Genomic DNA, 21,549 nt, shown 5'->3' on the forward strand with positions numbered 1-21,549 from the left:
GGATGCGCCTGACCCTTCTGGCGCTGATCCTTGCGCTGGCGCCTTCGGCGGCGGCGGCACAGCCCGCCCCGACCTGCGCGGGCCATGTGCCGCAACTTCGCCCGCAGAACACCTTTCCGCAGGATGTGGGCCGGTCGCTGGACCGCATCGTCGAGGAGGGCTGGATCGAGATCGCGCTCTACGAGGATTTCCCCCCCTGGTCCCAGGGGGGCGAGGCCGGGCCGGTGGGCATCGACGTCGATCTGGCGCGCCTGATCGCCGAGGAGCTGGGCGTCGAGGCCCGCCTGCGTCTGGTGCAGGCGGGCGAGACGCTGGATCAGGACATGCTGAACTATGTCACGCGCGGCGCCGTCGTCGACGGGCATGTGTCGAACCTGTTCCTGCACGCCCCCTATGATGTCGATCTGTCCTGCCGGATGGATCAGGTGGTGTTCACCGGCATCTATGCCCAGGAAAGCTTGGCCATCGCCTATGCGCTGTCCGAGTATCCCGACAAGGGGCCGGTCCCCGCCTATTTCCGCTATGACACGGTGGGGGTCGAGAACGACTCGATCTCGGACTTCTACCTGACCGGGGTGATCGGGGCCGCAGCCGACAAGATCCGTCGCTTTCCCAGCACCGCCGCCGCGATGGGCGCGCTGGCCGGGGGCGAGGTGATGGCCGTCATGGCGCCCATCACCGAGCTGGAGGGGCTGTCGGCGCCCGGCATCGGCCTTCACAGCCCGCCTCTGCTGGGGCTGGAGCGCGCGTCCTGGACCATCGGCGTGGCGGTCTCGACCCAGCACCGCCCGCTGGCCTACGAGGTCGATGCCATCATTGGCCGTGCGGTCGAGGATGGCCGGCTGGCGGCGATCTATGCCCGCCACGGCGCCACCTACAGGCCCGGCCTGCGCTGACCGGCGCGCCTCGGCCTTGCGCGGAGGATCTGCGCGAGGACGGGCCTAGAGGGTGATCAGATCGCCCCGCGGATCGACAAGCCGCACCGGCCCCAGGCCGAGGCCAAGGGCCGCGCGGCGGATGGCCGGTGCGGGCATCAGCGCGAAGGCGGTCGAGGCGGCATCCGCCAGGGCCGCGGTCGGCGCCTCGACCGTGACGCTGGACCAGAGCGGCGGCTGGCCGTGCGGGCCGATGACATGGCTGGCCCCCGAGGCAAAGAGCAGCGCGCCGGGCGAGGTCGTGGCGATGGCGCGGCCCGCCCGCAGCGTGACCTGGCCCAAGCTGCCCGCCGCAGGATCCTCCAGATCCAGCCGGAAATCTCCGCCCAGCGCGCAGGTCTCGCCCATGTCCACCAGCACCTCGCCCAGATGGGCCAGATCCTGCGCGACCAGATCAGTGGCCAGCCCCTGTGCCAGACCGTTCAGCGTCAGCGCCTGTCCCGGCGCCAGACGCAGATGCCGCCCCCGGCGCTGCAGGCCCGCCATCGGAAGGACCCGCGCCGGGACCGTGCCCTGGGCCAGCGCCTGCCACAGGGGCTGGACCCCGGGATCGAAGGCGCCGCCCGTGGCGCGGTGCATCCGGCGGGCAAGGTGCAGCGCGTCCAGCAGCAGCCCGGACGCCTCGACATGTCCCTGCCGGTTCAGGCGCGACAGTTCGGAGGGCGCATGCAGCGAGAAGGTCGCCTCGATCCGGGCGATGCGGGCGTGCAGGTCCGACATGACCTGGTCCGAGGCACGTCCCGCGCGGATCAGCAGCCGCGCCTCGGCGCCCATGACGCGGCCCTGCCATTCGGCCGCGCCCGCCGCCCGGCCGGCCAGCGCGGCCCCGGCCATGATGGTCAGGACGCGGCGCCGGGTGGTCATGCCGCGCGCCTTCTGCCCTTGGCCCGCACTGCCAGGATCAGTGGCACGCATTGGCGGGGATCGTCATGGATCGTCACGCAGTCGAGGCATTGGAAGCATTCCGAATATCGGATCTGCCCCTGGGGCGCGATCGCGTCATAGCGGCAGCGGACCCGGCACAGCTGGCAGGGGCTGCCGCATTCGGCCCTGCGGGGAATCCAGCGCCGCAGCCGCAGCAGATCGCCCGCCCGCATCAGCGCCCCCAAGGGGCAAAGCGACCGGCAATAGCCCTTGAACCACACCATCGACAGCACCAGCCACCCCCCCGCCCACAGCACATAGGGCCAGGGGCGCATGAAATGCGTGGTGATGGCGGTCTTGAAGGGCTCGATCTCGGCCAGGGTCTCGGCATGGCCGGGCCAGAGGAAGGCGGTCGCGACAAGCCCGGCAAGGGCGATGGGGCCGCTCCACAGGGCGGCCCGGGCGAAGCTGGGCGCCGGGCGCCAGTCCGGCAGGCCCAGCCTGCGCCCGGCATGATGGGCGAATTCCTGCATCGCGCCATAGGGGCACAGCCAGCCGCAGAACAGCCCCCGCCCCCAGATGACCAGCCCGAGGATCGCCGCGGCCCAGACCACTAGCGAGAAGGGATCATAGAGCAGCACCGCCAGCCCGCCGCCCTGGGTCAGCCCCCGGATCACCGCGATGGGCGTCACGATGGACAGCTGGCCCTGGCCCCAATAGCCGAGAAAGCCGATGACCCCGGCAAGGATGCTCAGCCGGATCGCGGGATAGTGGCGATGCGCTGCCAGCCGGGACTGCGCCGAGAGCAGCGCGAAGAGAACCGCCAGGCCCAGCCCCAGGATCAGCAGGTCGATCCGCCGCGCCTCGATCGCCTCGCGCCAGGCTGGGCGTTGCACGGTGCCCGAGGGGGCCAGGAAGAACCGCTCTGGCAGGGACATGGTCAGCGACAGGTCGGTGCTGCCGATCTCGGGCTGGAACATGCCGTGCTGGCGCTCCGCCCGCAGGACCAGCTGCCAGTCGCGGGTCGGATCGAAGCCAAGGCGCCGGTCCAGCCGCAGGATCATTCGGGTGGCCTCCTGCCACGGATCGGGCAGGTCGGGATGCAGATCCGCCAGGATGTCGGCGTCGCGCAGGGCCAGAGGCAGCCCATCCTGCGTCGCCCCCAGCAGATCGGGGGCGGTGTTGCGGATGAAATCCGGGCCGACCAGCCCGTGGCGCCCGGCCTCGACCAGCAGGATGAATTCGTCATCGGGCGCGACGGCAGACTGACGGGCCAGCTCGGCCAGGCTGTCGGGCGAAAGGACCGCGCGCGCGATGGCCGGTGGCCCCAGATCCACGGCCAGCAGGTCCAGATACAGCCCCTGCGGATCGTCGCGGGCCTCGGGATCGGCCCCCGCCCACCGGGTGCCGGCGAAGGCGGCCTCGATCTCGGCATTCGTGACCTGAAGGCGGCGGGCCAGCCCCTCATCCCGCAGCGCGGCCCAGTCCAGGGCCTCGTCATGGTCCGGGTCCGGACGCGGTGGCGGCCCGGCCTTCAACCCCTGCATCCGCTCGCGCGCGACCGTCAGCGTCGCGGCCAGGATCGTCTCATGCGCGATCCGCACCGAGGCCGTGGCCTTGGTCACCCCCTGAAGATAGACCAGATCGCTTCCCTGACCGGCGCCGTAGGGGTTGCCCACGACCAGCGCCTCGTGGATGGAATGGCCGCGATACTGGGCCAGAAACTGCCGCAGGGGCGCCTCGCCCAAGCCCGAGACGAAGATCGGCTCGTGATGGGCCAGAAGGCGGGTCTCGATGAAGGTGCCCTGCAGGTCCAGCATGACCAGGATGTTGATGGGCTGCCCCGAAAAGCCCGGCAGGGGGGCCAGGGGACCGGTCTCGAAGATATAGCCCGCCTCGCCGCCCCCGGAGTTCAGCAGGCTCCAGACGCCCTGATCGGTCAGCTGCGCGCCCAGGGCGTAGGGTGCCACGACATGATCGGCCATCGGCTGCGCCCGCAGGGGCGCCGCCAGCACGAGGAGCAGGATCAGGACAAGACGCCACATGACCTCAGATTAGCGCGCGCCCGGCCGCGTCATATACGACGATGGTCGCGAGGCGGACGGGACCGCCGCAGCCCCCCGCATGGGGTGTTCGGGGTTCCGGACTGCGCCCGGAGTCACGGATCGGCCCGTCATCGCGGTTCTCAGAAAGGCGAGCCCTGTCCGCCACGATCCTTAACACGAAGACGTGATCGCGGGCGTGTAACTTTCCCCTCTGATGGGCCGAATGACTCTCCGCCTGACCTGGGAACACGGAGGTTAAAGTGTCCGCATCAGCCACGACATCCTACTTCATTCAGAACAGCAAAAGCTTTCTCGTCAACCCCGCGTCCCCCTCCCGGATCACCACCGGTCTGGGCACGGCAACGCTGGTCGACAGCGACCTCCTGCGCGGTGACGATGCCGATGAGGCGGTTACCCTCGGGTTCGGGCGGGAGCGCGGTGGCGGCTTCCGGCGCTTCTTCGATCAGGACAGGGAGGTGCTGACCAGCCTGACCTTCGATGACGGCACCATCCTGACCGGGGTCAGGGCGCTGGTGGACGGCAACAACTTCAACATCAGCGGAAACTTCTACTTCCTGTTCGACAGCGACGCGCTGGCCGCGGTCGGCAAGTCGATCAGCGATGTGGCACGGGTCAACAGCTTTGCGCTGTTCGACCACGACCTGAACTGGTCCGATTTGGGCTTTTCCGGCGGCAACCTGCCCGCACCCGAGCCTCGGCCCGAGCCGGAGCCGGAGGAAAGCACCGAGGCCACGGCGATGTTCTTTTCGCAGAACAACCAGAGCTTCATCGCACAACCCACGTTCAACGTCTTCCTCGACGCCCGGATCGGGGTCGCGACACTGGTCGACGACGACCTGATCCGCGGCAACGATGCGGGCGAAGGGGCCACGATCGGGGTTGGCGTCAATGGTGACCCGGTGATTGCCACGCAGCCGACCGAGGTCCTCACCAGCATCGCCTTCGCGGACGGCACCACCCTGACCGGGGTCAAGGGCGTACTGTTCAACAGCGCCACGTCCTCATCCTTCGGCCTCGGCACAAGCACCTTCCTGTTCGACGCCGATGCACTGGCCGCCGCGGGCAAGACGGTCGTCGACGTGGCGCGGGTCATCAGCTTCACGACCACGGACCACGACCTGACCTGGGCCGACCTGGGCTTTGCCGGGGGCGACCTGCCCGACCCCGTATTACCGGTGCCGGACCTGGTCGAGGGCATCCCCACGACCGCCATCTGGTTCTCGCAGAACAGCCAGAGCTTCATCGTCAACCCGACGTTCAACGTCACGCTGGAGACCGACCTCGGGATCGCGACACTGGTCGACGACGACCTGATCCGCGGAGACGACGCGAACGAGGGCGTCACGCTCGGGCTCCGGATCCTCGGGGGCGGTCCGCAACCCGTCGCAACCCAGGACATCGAGGTTCAGGCCAATATCACCTTCGCCGACGGCACCACCCTGGCCGGGGTCGAGGCGGTGATGTTCGCGGGCGGCTCGCCCTCCTCCTTCGGCATCGGCACCAACACCTTCCTGTTCGACGCCGATGCCCTTGCCGCTGCGGGCAAGTCGGTCCTCGACGTGGCGCGGGTCAACAGCTTCACGACGACGGACCACGACCTGACCTGGTTCGACGTCGGCTTCACCCAAGACGGCGTCACCCTGCCCGTCCCGGAGCGGGACCTGAACCTGATCGACGGCACCTCGGGCAATGACACCCTGCGCGGCACCGCAGGGGACGACCTGATCCTTGGCGGCGAGGGCAACGACCGGCTGATCGGCGGCAAGGGCGACGACGTGATCATCGGTGGCACTGGCAACGACCGGCTGACGAGCGGCCTGGGCGAGGACATGTTCATCTTCGGCGCCGATGCGCGCGACGGCAACCGGGACCGCGACGTGGTCACCGACTACAATGCCGCTCTGGACACCATCGTGCTGGAAGCTGGCGCGACCATCCGGTCCTCCGCGGTGCGGGATGGCGGCCTGCTGATCACGCTCGAGGGCGATGGCGACACCATCTTCGTGCAGAACGCCGGGCCGATCATCCTGGGCAACATCGCGCTGGTCGAGGACCTGTTCCTGGTCTGATCCCTGGCGGGGCGTGAGGCCGCCCCGCCGCATCCCCGACGGGAACGCTTCCCGTATCAAGGGACGGACGGCGGGGCGGACGGCAAGAGGCCGGTCCTCGGCCTGGCACACGGCGACCGCCTCCAGCGCGTTCAGGATCGTGCTGGTCATCTCGCCGCCGCCGATCGCATGGAAGGCAGCGTGGCGCCGGTGGCGGCGATCGCCTCGGCCAGATCCTCGCGACAGCTGATGGCAGCTGAGAAACGTGCCATCCGTGTTCCCCGCGTGAACGGCGCGCCAGTCGCCGAGGGAGTCGTTTTCGGGATCATGCGCGGGCAGCATCCCGTCGAACGGCTCCTTGAACCCGTTTGATGCCCGCGCTGTTCATGAGAGGGTCGAGCCGGGGGAACGGTCGCGCGGTCGCCCCTCAATCGGCTTCGGAGGCGACGTCGCGGCGGGCCCCTCCGGTCACGAGGGCAATCTTGCTCTGCAATCTGGGCAGTTGATGTCGTTCAGCGAGCCTCAGGCGGAGAGCCTGTCTCCGCAGCAAGCTTCTCTGATCTCAGATGGACTACCCGATGCACGAGCTGAAACTACGCGGGTGAATCCCCATTATTGGTCTTACCAATCAAACGAACCTTCTTGCAGAACCGGAATTCAATAACTTACTGATATAACGTAATTTTACTTATCTGATTTACCCACTTCACACCGCGCTTACGCAAAACATCCTTCCCCAGTGAAGCTCCTCGTTGACCTCATGCGGGCAATGGTAGGAACCTTGCAGTCATCCTGGAGGAGCTGTGATGGTCAATGTTCTTGAAAGCGAGATGCGGCAGACCGGCTCGGACCGGGTCGTGTCCTATTTCAAGGAGCGCATCCTGAAGGGTGACCTGAAGGTCGGCGACCGGGTCATGTCGGAACGCGAACTGGCCCTTCACCTCGACGTCGGACGACCACTGCTGCGCGAGGTCATGAAGTCGCTGGTGATGCTGGGGTTCCTCAACGTCCGGCAGGGCAGCGGAACCTTTATCGCCAAGGCCGACATCCGTGTCCTGTCGGATTTCTTCACCTTCTGCCTGTCGCAGGAACAGGATGTGCTGGAGGACGTCATGCAGGCCCGCATGGCGATCGAATGCCAGGCGATCAGGTTGGCCTGCGAACGCGCCAACGAAGCCGATCTCGCGCGCATCGGGCAATGGCTGGGCACGCTGATCGACACGCTGAACGACCCAGAGGCCGGGGGACGGGCGGATTTCATGTTCCACCAGTCCATCGTCGCGGCCAGCCACAGCCGCGCGCTGACCACGCTTTACGGCGCCATGGCGGAACTGCTGCAGCGCAGCCATGTCCAGCGCCGGGTGACGACCTACAAGAACCCCGAGATCGTCAAGGTTCTGGTCGATGCCCATCGCGAGGTGTTCCTGTCGATCGTGGCCAGGGACCCCGATCAGGCCGACCGCCGGCTGCGCGACCATTTTGCCATCGGTGACGACCTGCGGCGCCGCAGCCTGATCGAGACCTACAGGGGCACCGCCACACCACAGATTAACTGAACCATCCCAGGGAGGGGACAACCATGTTCATCAAGACAGGACGGCTGCTGGCCGCCGCAACCATCGCGCTGACCGCCATGCCCGCCATCGCGCAGGATCTGCGCTATGCCCATGTGGGCGCCGAGGGGGACATCCAGACGCGCTATGCCGAGGAGGCCGCCGCAGACATCTCCGAGGCCACCGGCGGCGACGTGAGCGTGCAGGTCTTTCCCGCCAGCCAGCTGGGCGGCGTGTCGGAAATGGTCGGCGGCGTGCAGATGGGCTCGATCCAGATGGGGCATCACGATTTCGCCTCGCTGGCGCAGATGGTGCCCGACGTGTCGGTGTTCAACGCGCCCTTCATCTATCGCGACGGGGCACATGCTCTGGCCGCGACCGATCCGGCGACCTCGCCCGCCCTGCAGCAGATCAACGAACAGCTGGTCGAACAGGGCGGCGTGCGGATCATCGGGCGCATCTATCGCGGCGCGCGCCACATCTCGTCCAACTTCGAGGTGAAGTCGCCCGACGATCTGGCCGGCAAGCCGTTCCGCGCCGTGCCGCTGGACCTGTGGGTGTCGATGGTGACGGGCTTTGGCGCCACCCCCACCCCGGTCGAGGTGGCCGAACTGCCGACCGCGCTGATGACCGGCCTGGTCGTGGGGCAGGAAAACCCGCTGACGATGATCACCTCGAACAGCCTGCACGAGGTGCAGAGCCACGTCGCGATGACCGGGCACATGCAATCCGTGCTGGCCGTCTTCATCAACGAGAGCGTCTGGCAGGATCTGTCCGAGGAGACGCAGGCGCAGATCACCGAAGTGCTGGACGCCAAGGCCGAGGAGTCGCTGGTCTGGGCGCAGGAGTCCGAGGCCGAACTGGTGGCCGAGTTGCAGGAGGCAGGGATGACCGTCGTCACCGAGGAGGACGGGCTGGACATCGACGCCTTCCGCGAACGCGTGCTGGCGCAGATCAACGGCGATTTCCCCAGCTATCAGCCCTATATCGAACAGATCATGGCCATCGAGTGAAGGGCAGCCGGTCGGCCCTCGGGCCGGCCGCAACCCAAGGGGAACCATGATGCGCAAACCACTGGAAATCGTCTCGGTGCTGCTGCTGGCCGCGCTGGTCGCGGTGCCGTTCATCCAGATCATCGCCCGTGAGGTCCTGGGTTCGGCCATCGTCGGTGCCGAGGAACTGACCCGCTTTCTGCTGATCTGCACGGTCTTCGTCGCCTATCCGCTGGTCGCCGCCAGCCACGAGAACATCGTCATGTCCGAGCTGCTGGACGCACTGCCGACGCGGGTGGGCCGGGCACTGCGCTTCGTGATCCTGGCCGCCGGGATCGCCACCTGCGGCTTTCTGGGCTGGGTCGCGTTCCAGAACATCATGGGCAACATGCGCGGCGCCACGCCGACGCTGAAGATCCCGTTCTGGATCTTCATGGGCGCCACGACCTTCGGGTTCGCGGGCGCCTTTCTGGTGCATCTGGTTCAGCTGCGCCGGCGCGACACCGGTCACGGCTCGGTGGCGCTCTGATGGGAATTGCTCTGATCACCCTGTTCCTGGTGCTGTTCGTCTTCGGCTTTCCGGTTGTCTACGCGATCCTGACCCCAGCCATCGGCTATGTCCTGATCGAGGGGCTGCCGCTTGGCCTGCTGACGCAGCGCATCACCTATGCGCTGGACAGCTTTCCCTTGGTGGCCGTGCCGATCTTCATCTTCGTGGGCAATCTGATGAACCTGGCCGGCGTCACCGATCGCATCTTCCGCTTTGCCGACACGCTGGTCGGTCGGCTGCCGGGCGGGCTGGCGCAGGTCAACATCTTCTCCAGCCTGATCTTCTCGGGAATGTCCGGCGCGGCGCTGGCCGATGTCGGCGGCCTGGGCCGGATCGAGATCGAGGCGATGCGCAAGCGCGGCTTCTCGGCCCCCTTTGCCGGGGCCGTCACGGCGGCCTCGGCCGTGGTGGGGCCGATCTTTCCGCCCAGCATCCCGCTGATCGTCTATGGCTCGGTCACCAGCGTCTCGATCGTGCAGTTGCTTCTGGCGGGGATCGTGCCCGCGCTGATCTGCATCGTGCTGCTGATGATCACCGCCGCGGTCCTGGCCATCGTCCACAAGATGCCGCGCGCCGACCGGGCCCCGACCCTGCGCGAGATCGGGTCCGACCTTCTGCCGGCGCTGCCGGCGCTGTTCGCGCCCGTGCTGATGATCGCGGGCATGCTTCTGGGCCTGTTCACCCCGACCGAGGCCGCCGCCGTCACCGTGGCCTATGTCCTGCTGATCAGCAGCCTGTTCTATCGCGAACTCACGTTTGCGCATCTGTGGAACGCCATGCTGATGACGGTCCGCAGCACCAGCGCGATCCTGATCATCGTCGCCGTCGCCTCGCTGTTCGGCTGGATCCTGGCGGTCGAGCAGATCCCGCAGGACTTCGCCCGCTGGATCCTGCAATTCGCCGACAGCCCCGTCACGCTGCTGATCATCGCCAACCTGATCTTCTTCATCGCGGGCATGTTCCTGGACAGCACCACGGCCACGCTGCTGGTCGTGCCGGTCATCGCGCCCCCGCTGGTCCTGGCCGGGGTCGATCCCGTGCATCTGGGGATCATCGTGATCTTCAACCTGATGCTGGGCCTGCTGACCCCCCCGATGGGCCTGTCGCTGTTCCTGATCTGCGACATCGCCAAGATCACCCTGCGCCAGCTGCTGAGGGCATTGCTGCCCTTCTATGTGCCGCTGCTGGTGACGCTGGCGATCATCACCTTCTCTGCCGACCTGGTGCTGTGGCTGCCCGGTCTTCTTCGTTGAAACATCTGAAAGGTAAAGACATGCGCATTGTCATCGGATCCGATCACGCGGGCTTTCCGCTCAAGGCCACGGTCGTGGAGCACATCCGCAAGCTGGGCCACGAGGTCGAGGATGTCGGCTCGCACGATGACCGACCGGTCGATTTTCCCGACATCGCGCAGCTGGTCACGGGTGCCGTCGCCGAGGGCCGGGCCGAGCGCGGCCTGCTGGTCTGTGGCACCGGTGTGGGTGCGTCCATTGCCGCCAACAAGGTCAGAGGGATCCGCGCAGCGGTCTGCCATGACATCCATTCGGCGCATCAATGCGTCGAGCATGACGACGTCAACGTCATGTGCATCGGCGCGCAGATCGTCGGACCCTGGCTGGCGCTGGATCTGATCGACTCCTACCTAACGGCAGAGTTCTCGACCGACGAGGATTTCCGCCGCCGGGTCGAGAAGTTGCACAAGATGGACGCGGACCGCTGAAGCGCCCGGACCCGTCCTTGCCGAGGACAGGCAGGGACGGGCCCGGGTGCTACGTGGTTGCATGTCACAGGAGCTGGGCTCCGGCCCAGTCAGCTTGTGCCCTGATGGGAAAATCGCCTCAAGCCCTGCCACCAATCTTTGGGGCTATTGGAGAGGCGCGAAGGACTGGTTCTTCTCGAGCATGCGCACCATGGAGTGGTGCGCGGCTTCGGGATCACGGGCTGCAATTTCGTGGGCGACAGCGATCTGGCCCTTGCGACTGACCTTTTCATTGCCGGAACTGGCGGTGCTGGCCTTGTAGGACAGGATGGAGCGACTGGTTGCAGACGATGGTATTTGCCACCTGCTCATGACCGCAGCGTCGTCGGGTTGCTTGTTTCTCGCACCTTCAGGACAGGCATCGATGCAGCCGCCTGCCTCAGCCGATCACGATCTAATCCATCTCGCACTGGCACCTGCGCGATGCCACTCAGGTGAACTGTCCCGCAACTCGACAAGAGACCGGGATGCCTCTCCTTCGGACACCATCGAAAAGTGGCGTTCGGGCCGGCTTCGAAAGAGGCGAGATAGCTGCCGGGAGTACCGCCCGGTACGATGATATCCTCTGGACCGGGGGCTCGATTGGCGCGCCAGGCCAGCAAGGTCATTCGAACCGGCCTGCCCCGACCATGAAGATCGACACTTGCTTTGGCACAAGACCAACAAAGGTTGGCCCTTGCCCTCGTTTCTGCCAGACATTTAGGTATAGCATCTTGGGGCAGGAGCTGCGCTCGATACGACACTGGGAAAGCAGATCCAGCCCAATTAGGCGGAGACAAAATTCTAGGGCGAGAGGTACTTTGGGAATGACGGGTGAGGCAGAAAGGGCCAGACGTCCTCGTCTGATCGTCGGGATCGGTGCGTCCGCTGGCGGTCTTGAAGCTTTCACCGCATTCTTCGCCCATCTGCCGCCGGATAGCGGCATGGCGTTCGTGCTGGTTCAGCATCTTTCTCCCGACCATAAGAGCAGTCTGACGGAAATCCTGGACCGGACATCGCCCATCCCTGTGGTCGAGGCGCGCAACGGGATACGGGTCGAGCCGAACCACGTTTATGTCATTCCGCCGAATGCCACCATGACGATCAAGCATGGTCGGCTTGTTGTCGACACACCTGCGCCCGCGCGGTCCCACCGTCGTCCCATCGACGTCTTCTTCACCTCCCTGGCCCGGGATCAGGGCGACAATGCCGTCTCGATCGTCCTGTCGGGCGTGGGAAGCGACGGGTCCGCGGGACTGGCCGCCGTCAAGGAAAGCGGCGGGCTGACGATCGCGCAGGCCGAACTGGACCATCATGCCATGTCCGGCATGCCACAAAGCGCGGCGGCGACGGGCCATGTCGACTATATCATGCAGGTCGAGGACATGCCGGCCAGCCTGATCGACTATCGCGATCACCTGGCACTGATGAGTGATCACAAGGACGACGAGGGCACGTTGATCGGCGCCGAAAAGGAGTTGGCCACCGTCCTTGCCGTCCTTCGCGCTAAGACCGGACACGATTTTGCCAAGTACAAGACCAAGACGGTCACACGCCGCATCCAGCGACGCATGCAGGTCCTGCAGGCCGACACGATTTCGGCCTATATCACGCTTCTCAGGGAAGACCCGGCCGAGCCAGACCTGCTGTTCCGGGACATGCTCATCGGCGTGACCGAGTTCTTTCGTGACGCTGACGCCTTTCGCGGACTGTCGGTGGCGATCAACGCCATTCTCGAGCGCGGCGAGGGGAACCGGTCCTTGCGGGTCTGGGTCCCGGCCTGTTCGACGGGCGAAGAGGTCTACAGCCTCGCGATCATCATTCGCGAACTGATCGACGCCCGCAACGCCTTCCTGGATGTCCAGATCTTCGCCACCGACATCGATGACCGGGCCATCGAGTTTGCCAGGGTCGGGCGCTACCAACGCACGCTCGGCATCTCGCCGGAGCGGCTCGAGCAGTGGTTCTTCGAAGAGGGCGGCGGATATTATCCAAATCGGAAGATCCGGGAAATGTGCGTCTTTTCGGTCCATAATGTGGCGAAGGATCCGCCGTTTTCCAAGCTGGACCTGATTTCATGCCGCAACCTGATGATCTATCTGGACAGCGACCTGCAGGATCGGGTGCTGCGGACGTTCCACTATGCCCTCAAGCCCGATGGCCTTCTTTTCCTCGGGCAATCGGAGGGCGTGAGCGGGCATGCCCGGCTTTTCTCGGTCCATGACAAGGCGGCGCATATCTTCCAGCGGCAAGATGGGGATACGGCCTTCCCGGCCATGCCGATGCCGCCCCAGGTCCCGGTCCAGAACCGCTCTGTCGGCGAACCGGGCCGGGGAACCGGGGACCGGGTCGATCGCGCGGTTCGCGCGGTTCTGGCAAAGCACTCGCCCGCGTTCATCGTCGTCGACCGTCAGACCAGCATCCTGCGCTATTCCGGTGGGGAGGTGGCCCGGTATCTGGAACCCTCCGCAGGTCCGGCAAGCCTGAGCCTTCTGTCCAATCTGCGAAAGGACTTGCGGACCACCGTTCGCACGGCCTTGCAATCCGTCATGAAGACCGGGGAAGGCGTGGCGACCGATGCCTCCGTCCTGATCGAGGGCCAGTACCAGGTGCTGAGCGTCATCGTCGAGCCGGTCCCGAACACCGGCGGTGACGGGGTTTATGCCATCGCGTTCCAGGAGGTCCGGGCGGCGGCGGACCCATCGCAGACCGTGCCGGAGGGAAGCCAGCAAGGCCCGCAGGCTCTTCTCGCCGAGCAGGAGCTTCGCACCGTCCGGGAGCAATTGCAGGCGACGATCAGCGATCTGGAAATCGCGAACGAGGAAATGAGATCCTCGGCCGAGGAATACCAATCGGTCAACGAGGAGCTGCAATCGACCAACGAGGAGCTGCAGACCTCGAAGGAGGAAATGCAGTCGATCAACGAGGAGCTTCAGACGGTCAACGCCGAGATGATGATCAAGAACGACCTTCTCTCCAACCTGAACAGCGATCTGCAGAACCTGCTGGACAGCACGCAGATCGCGACGATCTTTCTGGACGAGAACCTGCGGATCAAGAACTTCACGCCGGGGATGGCCGACATCTTCAGCCTGCTGGACAGCGACCGGGGTCGCCCGTTGACGGACATTGTCAGCCTGCTTGCCTATGATGACCTGCGACGCGACGTGGCCAAGGTGTTGCGCGACCTGACGGTCATCGAGCGCGAGCTTGAACTTCAGGATCGCGGCGCCTCTTTCGTGATGCGCATCCGGCCCTATCGAAGCATTGCCCGGGTGATCGATGGCGTCGTGATGACCTTTGTCGACGTCACCGAACGCAGAAAGGCCGAGCGGGCCCAAATCGACAGCGAGCGCCGCTTTGCCGCGATCGTCGGCCAAGCGGCCGTGGGCGTGGTCGAAACCGACCTTTCCGGCAAGTTCCTTCTGACAAATGTCGCGTTCGAGACGATGACCGGGCGGTCCACGGAAGACCTGCAAAAGCTGCACCGGCTGGAACTCATCGACCCTGATGACGCACAGGATCTCAGCAAGCTGTTCGACCAGGCGATCCGTGACCGGCAACCCTTCGAGGCCGAGTATCGGCTCCGGCGGGCCGACGGAACCACCACCTGGGTGCATGACAGCGTGTCCGTCCTCACGGATGGCAACGATCGCCCAAGCAGCATCATCTCGGTCACTCTTGAAATCGAAGAGCGCAAGCGCGCCGAACGCCGGACCACGTTGCTTCTGGGGGAACTCGATCACCGCGTGAAGAACATTCTGGCGATCGTCTCGTCGATCATTGCGCAGACCCTCAAGGCAAATCCGTCACCTGACCTGTTCGCCGACATAATCGCAGGCCGCATCTCGGCGATCACGCGGGCTCACAACCTGCTGACCCATCGTGAGGGCGGCGATACCGGGACCCTGCGCGACCTGATCAACATCGAACTCAAGCCCTATGAAAACCGCGATCTTCGAATCGACGGCCCGAATATCGTGCTGACCCCCAAGGCGGGCTTGTCGATTGCCATGGCCATTCACGAACTGGCCAGCAACGCGGTCAAATACGGGTCGCTGTCCGACCCCAAGGGTGCACTGACCGTTTTCTGGATGATCACGGATCCACCTGATCGTCGGTTGCGGTTGAGCTGGCTTGAAACGGGCGGACCCAGCCTTGCAGGTCCGCCCCAGAAACGGGGCTTCGGCACGACCCTGATAGAGCGTTCGCTCGGCTACGAGTTCGATGCGAAGGTTGAGCGCAAGTTCCCGGAAAGTGGCCTGGTGTGCCTGATCGACATTGCCCTGACACCAAGCGTCGGCGAAGTCCGGTCAATGAAAGAAGGGAAAAGCAGTGATGGTCGATGAAGTTGAGATGAAGGGCCGTCACGTTCTGGTCGTGGAAGATGAGCTGCTTATCCTTCTGGAGATCGAGGACACGCTTTCGAACCTCGGCGCAGAGGTGGTCGGGCCTGCATCGCATGTGGATGCAGCCCTGCATCTGGCCACTGAGGCATCCCTGGATGCGGCGATCCTCGACGTCAACATCAAGGGCGGCAATACCTTTGCCGTCGCGGATGTTCTTGCCGAGCGCGGAATACCCTTCGTCTTCTGCACCGGTTACAGCGCATGGGTGATCGAAGAACGCCACCGCGATCGGCCCCGCCTTACCAAACCATACACCGCGAAAGAACTTGAGAGGCAAGTTCTGCACCTTTTGCCCGGTCTGTCGCGTTGACCCCGATAAACCCACCTATGGGGAATTGAACCGGAGGTCATTGGATGCCAGGTCGCGACATCATCGTCATCGGGGGCTCGGCAGGCTCGGTCGAGGTGATCCGGCAGATCTGCCGCATGTTACCGGCGGATCTGCAGGCGCCTGTCCTGGTGGCAGTCCATGTCGGGGCCGGCCACCAAAATCTGCTCGCAAGCATCCTGGACAGTGGCGGCCCGCACCCGGCCAGCACCGCGGTCGATGGCGAGCCCCTTCGAGAGGGTCGCATCTATGTGGCGCCGGCAGACCATCATCTTGTCGTTGACGGGCATGTCGTGCGATTGGGCCGCGGACCTCGCGAAAACATGGCGCGACCGGCGATCGACCCGCTGTTCCGGTCGGCGGGGCTGAGCTTCGGACCCCGGGCCATCGGCGTGCTGCTGTCCGGCATGCTGAATGACGGAGCGTCCGGCCTGGCGGATCTCAAGCGGTGCGGCGGCGTGACGGTCGTGCAAAGCCCGCTCGATGCGGTCGAAAGCGAGATGCCACGGACTGCACTGCTTGCCAGCGACATCGATCACCGCGCCGCCGCCGGCGACCTGGCCGTTCTCTTGAGCCACCTCGTCCACGAACAGCCAGGCCCGGCGCCCGACCCTCCCGAGAGCATCGCTCTCGAGGTGGCCATTGCCATGGGACGCCCCTCCGACAGCCAGATCATCGCCCGGATCGCCGATCCGGTCACCCTGAACTGCCCCGGATGCGGTGGGACATTGTCGCAGGTCAAGCGCTCGCCGCTGCGGTTCCGGTGTCAGGTCGGGCATGGCTACACGGCCGAGGCCCTGGCGCATGAGCAGGAAGGCTCCATCGGAGAGGCGATCCGCATCGCCCTGCGGGTCGTCGGGGAGAGGGCTGACCTGATGGAGAAGATGGCGCTGGACGCAGTGCAAGCCGGAAGAACCGCCGCCGCAGCCACGTTCGAGACCCGCGCCCATGAGTATCGGCGCTCTGCCGACGTGCTGACAGATGCGGCGCTTAAGGGATAACAGGAGGACAGTTTGGAGGCTCAATTTTTGCGGGCAGAACATGGTCGGCCCGTCGCTCCTCATTTTACATGACGACAGTAGCCACCAGAGCCACCGCAAAGGCTCTCCCCTTGACGTCGCCAGACCAGCAATGCCGTTTCCTGGCGGGCGCAGCGTCGCGACCGTGAGCCGCAGCTCGATCAGCTTTGGGGTCACCGACGGCTGAGCCCCATCTTGCTTGGCAGACGCGCTGCTGCGACGTCTTTTCCATCGATTAGCGGGAATGCGTTTCGCAATGGGTGTCAAGACTTCGTGTCTCAAGTCTGTGGGCGTCGAGATCCATGCGTCGGGCCATCGCGGGTGGCCACGGGCGGCGCGTGGGCTATTCCTGTCTTCGTCCTTGCCGGGGGCGCAGCCTTCGTGGTCCGGCTGCGCGGCTTCGGCTAGTGGGCAGGGCTGACCCTTGCGCTTGACCTTGCAGGTTGCGCTGGCCGCCGGGGCGAACCCCCTGCCTCTGTCCTTCCACCCGCTCAACGCCGCCCTGCTGCTGACCGCCAGCCTGACCCTGCGGACCAAGATCGAGCGTCGCCGCGCCTTACACCATCCGGACAGAGCCTGATCCCGGGCCCGGTCGACGGGGCACCGAACCGGAGGGTGTGCCCTGCGGCGGGGTGTCGTCACGACAGGCCGACCGGTCGGCGCGAGGGCGCGGCCGACCCAGCCCTGTAGGACCGAAAGGCCATTTTGGCGGCAGAACCCGAGGCTTCTCGTCCAAAGCCGCGCGATGTCGCAACTTGCAGTCGTGCTTTGCGTTCAAAGGCGGGTCCAGAGCCTCGTCCCCGAGGCGCATCCCGCGTTTTGCCCAGCAAGGTGACTGATGATCAATCCGTTTCGATTTCGACCGGAGACCCCGGACAGGGCTGCCGAGCCGGACGCACAAGAGCTTGATGGCGGCACCGGAGATTGGGAAGACAACTGGCTGTCCAACCTCATGGCCTGGGGCAGCCGGGTCTTTCTGCCGTCCTGGTGCGATACCCCCGAGCACTGGACGTCCCGCCTCATGCAGTATTTTCACACCTCCTGCCCGTGCTGCCTGTTCTTCAGAGGCATCGTGGTCGGGCTGCTGCTCGGACTGGGGATTGGAATGGCATTCGGCCTTCTCTTCTGACACGGCGCGCGCTGCGACTTCCCCCGAACGATGATCGTGGAAAGATCCTTGAATCGCCCCGGGCCTGTCGGAGACCGTCACCTTAAGCAAGGATGACGGGCAAAACGAAAAGCAAAATGGCAAATCGCCACTCGCCAGAGGTCCGCGCGCGTGCGGTTCGGATGGTCTTCGAGCATCGCCGGCCTTCACCTCAGTCGGCCACCGGCGATGCCCCGACGCATGGATCTCGACACCTACAGACGTGAGAAACGAAGTCTTGGCACATATTGCGAAACGCACTCCTCATCAGCCGATGAAAAGGACTTCGCAGCAGGGCGTCAGCCAAGCAAGGTGGAGTTCAGCCGCCAGTCGATCCTCACCGCGTTTCAATTGGACCATCCGCGTGAAAACGACCTGTCACGGTCGAGGTGGCATTGATGTCGCCATGTTCCTGATGGCTTTACCCACATCCCGCAATCGGCCAGCGCGGACATCGGCCTCCTCGTGTTGCGCTGCACGGCAGCATGACATCGGATGTCGACCGATCATCTCAATGTCACCGACGCTCTAACCCTGCAAAGCGCCAAACCTCGACTCCTGACGCGGCATGAGCCGCTGCAGGTCGCTGATGCCGGCCGAGTCCAGTCGGACGCCTTTGAACTTGCCCGGAAGGTCGCCGTCGAAAAGGCCGGCCAGACGGCCCCAAGCGGCGACACGCCGGACCTCTTCGTCGTCAGCGCGGTCCCGCACGCGGTCGGCGAGGCCAGGATCGGCGTCGAGCGCGCGCCAGATTGTGGGGTAGCCGCCGGCGAGCAACACCCAGAGCGCCATCCGCCGCCAGCCCTCGCCGCCCAGCTCGTACCCAAGTACGGCCAGCGCGCTCGCCTGATAGAGCGCAACCATATTGATGACGCGTTTTATCTGGCGGGGATTGTTCGGCATCAATGCGTGGAGATCCTGCAGGTGGTGGCGGATCTCGGCCTCGGTCGCGGGGGACAGCGCGGTACCGATGATGGTGGCGTCACGGACCATCTGCGTCGCCGCCGCACGCAGCCCCTTGTCCTTGATGGCGTCCACCTTCTTCATGGCCGACCGCACCTCCGCGTCGCGTTGCACCCCGCTCTGCCGTCGGGCGACGGCCTTCGCCGCATCCATAATCTCTCTCTGCTGCGCGACCCCTGCACCGCCGCCGGCCTCCGCGCCGAGCAATGCGTCGACGTAGCTGTCGATCTGCTCCTGCGACGTGCTTGGAAGAAGAAAGGAAAGCTGCAGCGACTTCTCGGCGAAGTGGCCTCCAAAGGTGCGCGGATCCTGCCCATCGGCGAGCATTTCGACATAGGCCTGCGCATAACACTTCTCGATCCAGGCGCGGTCACCGAGGATCAGGTAGACGATCTGCGGCGAGTTGAACACGGTCATCAGTCCGCGCATCAGGTCGACGACATGGGTCGGCTGACAGCGGTCGAGATCGTCGATGACGATGAGGATCGGCCGGCGCAGCGAGGCGCAGAAGCTGCGGAAGTGCTCCTTGAACTGGCGGAGCGGATCGCCCGCCCCGAGGACCTGAGGATCGCCGCCCTGGCCGGCGGCCCTGATCAGCCATTCCGTGCCGGTTCTGAGGGACAGGAGCAGCTGAATCCCCGACCCCCCGGCGAGGGCGAGCAGAACCAGCGCAAGAAGGCTCTTCGGAGCCGTGCTTTGGGAGTTTTCGGCAAAGATTTCCGGAACAACGCGGAATAGCGCCCAGAGCGCGACAAGAAGGACGACCAAGGAGAAGATGCGGATGAGCGTGTCCCGGCTCATGACGCGCCAGACCATTTCCTCGACCCATTCAAGCAGGCGGTAGTGGTCCGGGAACGGCTCCAGAAGCTGCGACCGGACGCTGAGGTAGAAATTCCACCAGGAGGGCTGGATGTGCTCGTTCTGCCAGGCGTTGAAGGTCGCGGCGATCCAGGGGGGGCTGACCGGGCCATCGTCCTGGGCGAGGCCAAGAGCGAGTGCGGCCCGGCGCGGCCAGCGGCCGCCCGGGGCCCGCGCGCGCGCTGCCGGCCAATCCTCCATCGCGACGCGCGCGCCGAGTTCCGCCGCGAGGTCGGCGCGCCCCTGTTGCTTGTCGTCCGTCTCGGTCAGGATAGACCGGAGGAAGTTGGCGAAGGTGGTCTTGCCGCCGCCCCAGGGTGCGTCGATATGCATGATGAAGGCGGCGGCGTCGCGATCGTCGCCACCCGTCTTCGGCTGCTGGTCCTCCCAGATCCTGCACACCAGGTGCGCCATCGCGATGGCAAGGGCCCCGCGGCCAAGCCTGTCGCGGCGCTGCTGGGGACGATCGTCGGCAAGCCGGGTGCTTTGATTGGTCTGGAGTGGTTGGACGGCCCTGATAAGCGCTCTTGCGTCAAGCCGGCTCGTCGCGAGACGTGCTTCAAGATCGGCGCTCGGCCGCGAAAGCAATGCGACGACGACCGACTCAACGGTTTGCGCATCGTTTCTCCGAAGGCGTTCGAGCAGATCCTGCAGGGTGTCAGAGAGGCCAGGACGTGCGCGCTTCGTCGCCGCGCGCGGCGCTTCCAGGTACGAAAGCCGCTCGGCGTAGTCGCTGTCCAACACGCCTTGAAGGAACGCCGTGTCGAACAGGTCCTGATCGACGGCGTCAGCGAGGCGCTTGACAGCCGCCGGCGCCGCCTCCCCCTCGCGCCCCCAGAGCACGGCCGCAATGAAGAGGGCGGACGCGGAGACGATGAGCTGCCCGGCTTGCTTGACCGCATTTACCGCCGCCGTCCGGGCGAAGAGCTCGTGGAGCTCTGGCGTCAGGGAGGGGCCGAGGATCCTCTCCACTGCGTCGAGGACATCGCGAACGTATTCGGTCTCGACCCGCGCGGAGCCTTCAGCGCCCTCCCCCTCGACTCCGGAGCCAAATTCGGGCGACGAAGATCCTGCTGCTACCATCACGTAAACAACCGATATGGACATATGCCTGAGGGAGCCATCAGCTTACTGCGAAACCAGCGCAACGTCACCGGTCATTTTCCTGATGCTCTGCTCCCTGAAAACTGGTCTTGTCGCGTATTCGTGCCGCCCCAAGTGCTTGTTTTAGGCCACCTGGCGTTCGAAGGCCAAGGGGCTTTTCCCTCCCAAGGCTGAATGCCGGCGGCGCGGGTTATAGAAGCCGTTGATGTATTGAAAGATGGCCGTCTCGGCTTGGCGGCGGGTCTCCCAAGTGCGTCGCCAGATCAGCTCTGCGTTGATGGTTTTGAAGAAGGTTTCGACAGCAGCGTTGTCATAGCAATTTCCCTTGCCGCTCATTGACGCTTTCAGGCCATGTTCGAGCATGATTTTCTGGTAGTCATGCGAGCAGTATTGGCTGCCACGGTCGCTGTGGAAGATGCAGCCCCAAAGCGGTGATCGCAGGGCAATGGCCATCTTCAGCGCCCGGATCGCTAAATCGCGTTTCATGCGGTTGCTCACGGCCCAACCGATCACCCGCCGGGAATGCAGGTCCAGGATCACCGCCAGATACAACCAGCCCTCGCGGGTCCAGATATAGCTGATATCGCCCGCCCATTTCTGGTTCGGTCGATCTGTGGTGAAGTCACGGTCCAGCAAGTTCGGCGCGATGTTGAACATGTGGTCGCTGTCAGTGGTCGCTTTCCATTTCCTCGTTCGTTCAACGACGATCCCGTTCTCGCGCATCAGTCGCCCGACCCTGCGGTGCCCGACATCGACCCCGACTTCCTTCAGTTCCTCTGTCATCCTGAGGCGGCCGTAGCTACCCAGGCTCAGTCGCAACTGCTCCTTGATGTGCGCCAGAACCACCATGTCCATGTGAGCTGCTGCCGGTTTCGTGGACACGAAGATAAGATCGTGACCAAGGAACTGGAGAGTGGATATGACAAGACGGAAGTTTAGCCGTGAGTTCAAAATCGAGGCTGTCAGGCTGGTGAC

Annotated in this window: 16 protein-coding genes; 12 read left to right on the forward strand and 4 right to left on the reverse strand. The window is 65.0% G+C overall.

Features of this window, described 5'->3' with window-relative positions:
- The first annotated feature begins 2 nt into the window (after positions 1–2).
- The gene (locus FA743_RS10240) at positions 3–896 is read left to right on the forward strand and encodes a substrate-binding periplasmic protein (protein WP_136886007.1); all 894 of its coding nucleotides are present in this window, start codon (positions 3–5) and stop codon (positions 894–896) included.
- Between the two features lie 45 nt (positions 897–941).
- On the opposite strand, the gene FA743_RS10245 is transcribed toward FA743_RS10240, so the two are convergent.
- A complete protein-coding gene (locus FA743_RS10245; protein ID WP_169308844.1) occupies positions 942–1,799 on the reverse strand; it encodes an FAD:protein FMN transferase in 858 nt (285 codons plus the stop codon).
- Positions 1,796–3,844 carry a 4Fe-4S binding protein gene (locus tag FA743_RS10250; protein ID WP_136886009.1) on the reverse strand — a complete coding sequence of 683 codons (2,049 nt, stop codon included), beginning with the start codon at positions 3,842–3,844 and terminating at the stop codon, positions 1,796–1,798. Before FA743_RS10250 ends, FA743_RS10245 begins: the two co-directional genes overlap by 4 nt.
- A 260-nt stretch (positions 3,845–4,104) precedes the next feature.
- On the opposite strand from FA743_RS10250, the gene FA743_RS20610 reads away from it, so the two are divergent.
- The 11 genes from FA743_RS20610 to FA743_RS10315 all read left to right on the forward strand — a co-directional run bounded on the left by FA743_RS20610 (position 4,105) and on the right by FA743_RS10315 (position 17,631).
- A complete protein-coding gene (locus FA743_RS20610; protein WP_136886010.1) occupies positions 4,105–5,934 on the forward strand; it encodes a calcium-binding protein in 1,830 nt (609 codons plus the stop codon).
- Positions 5,935–6,719: 785 nt separating this feature from the next.
- Positions 6,720–7,469: a FadR/GntR family transcriptional regulator gene (locus FA743_RS10265; RefSeq protein ID WP_136886011.1), complete on the forward strand. Its 750-nt coding sequence runs from the start codon at positions 6,720–6,722 to the stop codon at positions 7,467–7,469.
- 23 nt (positions 7,470–7,492) lie between these two features.
- Complete coding sequence (locus FA743_RS10270; protein WP_136886012.1) at positions 7,493–8,479, forward strand: TRAP transporter substrate-binding protein; 987 nt, start codon at positions 7,493–7,495, stop codon at positions 8,477–8,479.
- Positions 8,480–8,525: 46 nt separating this feature from the next.
- On the forward strand, positions 8,526–8,987 hold the full coding sequence (locus FA743_RS10275; RefSeq protein ID WP_211242235.1) for a TRAP transporter small permease: 462 nt from the start codon (positions 8,526–8,528) through the stop codon (positions 8,985–8,987).
- Positions 8,987–10,261: a TRAP transporter large permease gene (locus FA743_RS10280; protein ID WP_136886014.1), complete on the forward strand. Its 1,275-nt coding sequence runs from the start codon at positions 8,987–8,989 to the stop codon at positions 10,259–10,261. The genes FA743_RS10275 and FA743_RS10280 overlap by 1 nt, the downstream gene beginning before the upstream one ends.
- Before the next feature lie 20 nt (positions 10,262–10,281).
- Complete coding sequence (gene rpiB / locus FA743_RS10285; RefSeq protein WP_136886015.1) at positions 10,282–10,728, forward strand: ribose 5-phosphate isomerase B; 447 nt, start codon at positions 10,282–10,284, stop codon at positions 10,726–10,728.
- Positions 10,729–11,573: 845 nt separating this feature from the next.
- Positions 11,574–15,095, forward strand: coding sequence for a chemotaxis protein CheB (locus FA743_RS10295; RefSeq protein ID WP_169308845.1), 3,522 nt, complete (start codon positions 11,574–11,576; stop codon positions 15,093–15,095).
- On the forward strand, positions 15,085–15,465 hold the full coding sequence (locus FA743_RS10300; RefSeq protein ID WP_211242236.1) for a response regulator: 381 nt from the start codon (positions 15,085–15,087) through the stop codon (positions 15,463–15,465). The genes FA743_RS10295 and FA743_RS10300 overlap by 11 nt, the downstream gene beginning before the upstream one ends.
- A 44-nt stretch (positions 15,466–15,509) precedes the next feature.
- Positions 15,510–16,484, forward strand: a complete 975-nt coding sequence (locus tag FA743_RS10305; protein WP_136886018.1) for a chemotaxis protein CheB — start codon at positions 15,510–15,512, stop codon at positions 16,482–16,484.
- Positions 16,485–16,926: 442 nt separating this feature from the next.
- On the forward strand, positions 16,927–17,082 hold the full coding sequence (locus tag FA743_RS10310) for a hypothetical protein (protein WP_211242237.1): 156 nt from the start codon (positions 16,927–16,929) through the stop codon (positions 17,080–17,082).
- A 258-nt stretch (positions 17,083–17,340) separates the two neighbouring features.
- The gene (locus FA743_RS10315; RefSeq protein ID WP_136886019.1) at positions 17,341–17,631 is read left to right on the forward strand and encodes a hypothetical protein; all 291 of its coding nucleotides are present in this window, start codon (positions 17,341–17,343) and stop codon (positions 17,629–17,631) included.
- A 546-nt stretch (positions 17,632–18,177) separates the two neighbouring features.
- On the opposite strand, the gene FA743_RS10320 is transcribed toward FA743_RS10315, so the two are convergent.
- Positions 18,178–20,553 (reverse strand): P-loop NTPase fold protein, encoded by a 2,376-nt coding sequence (locus FA743_RS10320; protein WP_169308846.1) that lies wholly within the window; start codon positions 20,551–20,553, stop codon positions 18,178–18,180.
- A gap of 144 nt (positions 20,554–20,697) precedes the next feature.
- Positions 20,698–21,549: IS3 family transposase (locus FA743_RS10325; protein WP_246054918.1), on the reverse strand; the 852-nt coding region annotated here is incomplete at its 5' end.

Source organism: Paracoccus gahaiensis (assembly GCF_005048225.1).
Lineage (GTDB): Bacteria > Pseudomonadota > Alphaproteobacteria > Rhodobacterales > Rhodobacteraceae > Paracoccus > Paracoccus gahaiensis.

Coding starts and splice junctions, on each gene's coding strand:
- FA743_RS10240 (WP_136886007.1), top strand. CDS start 3: ATGCGCCTGACCCTTCTGGCGCTGATCCTTGCGCTGGCGCCTTCGGCG.
- FA743_RS10245 (WP_169308844.1), bottom strand. CDS start 1,799: ATGACCACCCGGCGCCGCGTCCTGACCATCATGGCCGGGGCCGCGCTG.
- FA743_RS10250 (WP_136886009.1), bottom strand. CDS start 3,844: ATGTGGCGTCTTGTCCTGATCCTGCTCCTCGTGCTGGCGGCGCCCCTG.
- FA743_RS10265 (WP_136886011.1), top strand. CDS start 6,720: ATGGTCAATGTTCTTGAAAGCGAGATGCGGCAGACCGGCTCGGACCGG.
- FA743_RS10270 (WP_136886012.1), top strand. CDS start 7,493: ATGTTCATCAAGACAGGACGGCTGCTGGCCGCCGCAACCATCGCGCTG.
- FA743_RS10275 (WP_211242235.1), top strand. CDS start 8,526: ATGATGCGCAAACCACTGGAAATCGTCTCGGTGCTGCTGCTGGCCGCG.
- FA743_RS10280 (WP_136886014.1), top strand. CDS start 8,987: ATGGGAATTGCTCTGATCACCCTGTTCCTGGTGCTGTTCGTCTTCGGC.
- rpiB (WP_136886015.1), top strand. CDS start 10,282: ATGCGCATTGTCATCGGATCCGATCACGCGGGCTTTCCGCTCAAGGCC.
- FA743_RS10295 (WP_169308845.1), top strand. CDS start 11,574: ATGACGGGTGAGGCAGAAAGGGCCAGACGTCCTCGTCTGATCGTCGGG.
- FA743_RS10300 (WP_211242236.1), top strand. CDS start 15,085: ATGGTCGATGAAGTTGAGATGAAGGGCCGTCACGTTCTGGTCGTGGAA.
- FA743_RS10305 (WP_136886018.1), top strand. CDS start 15,510: ATGCCAGGTCGCGACATCATCGTCATCGGGGGCTCGGCAGGCTCGGTC.
- FA743_RS10315 (WP_136886019.1), top strand. CDS start 17,341: ATGATCAATCCGTTTCGATTTCGACCGGAGACCCCGGACAGGGCTGCC.
- FA743_RS10320 (WP_169308846.1), bottom strand. CDS start 20,553: ATGGTAGCAGCAGGATCTTCGTCGCCCGAATTTGGCTCCGGAGTCGAG.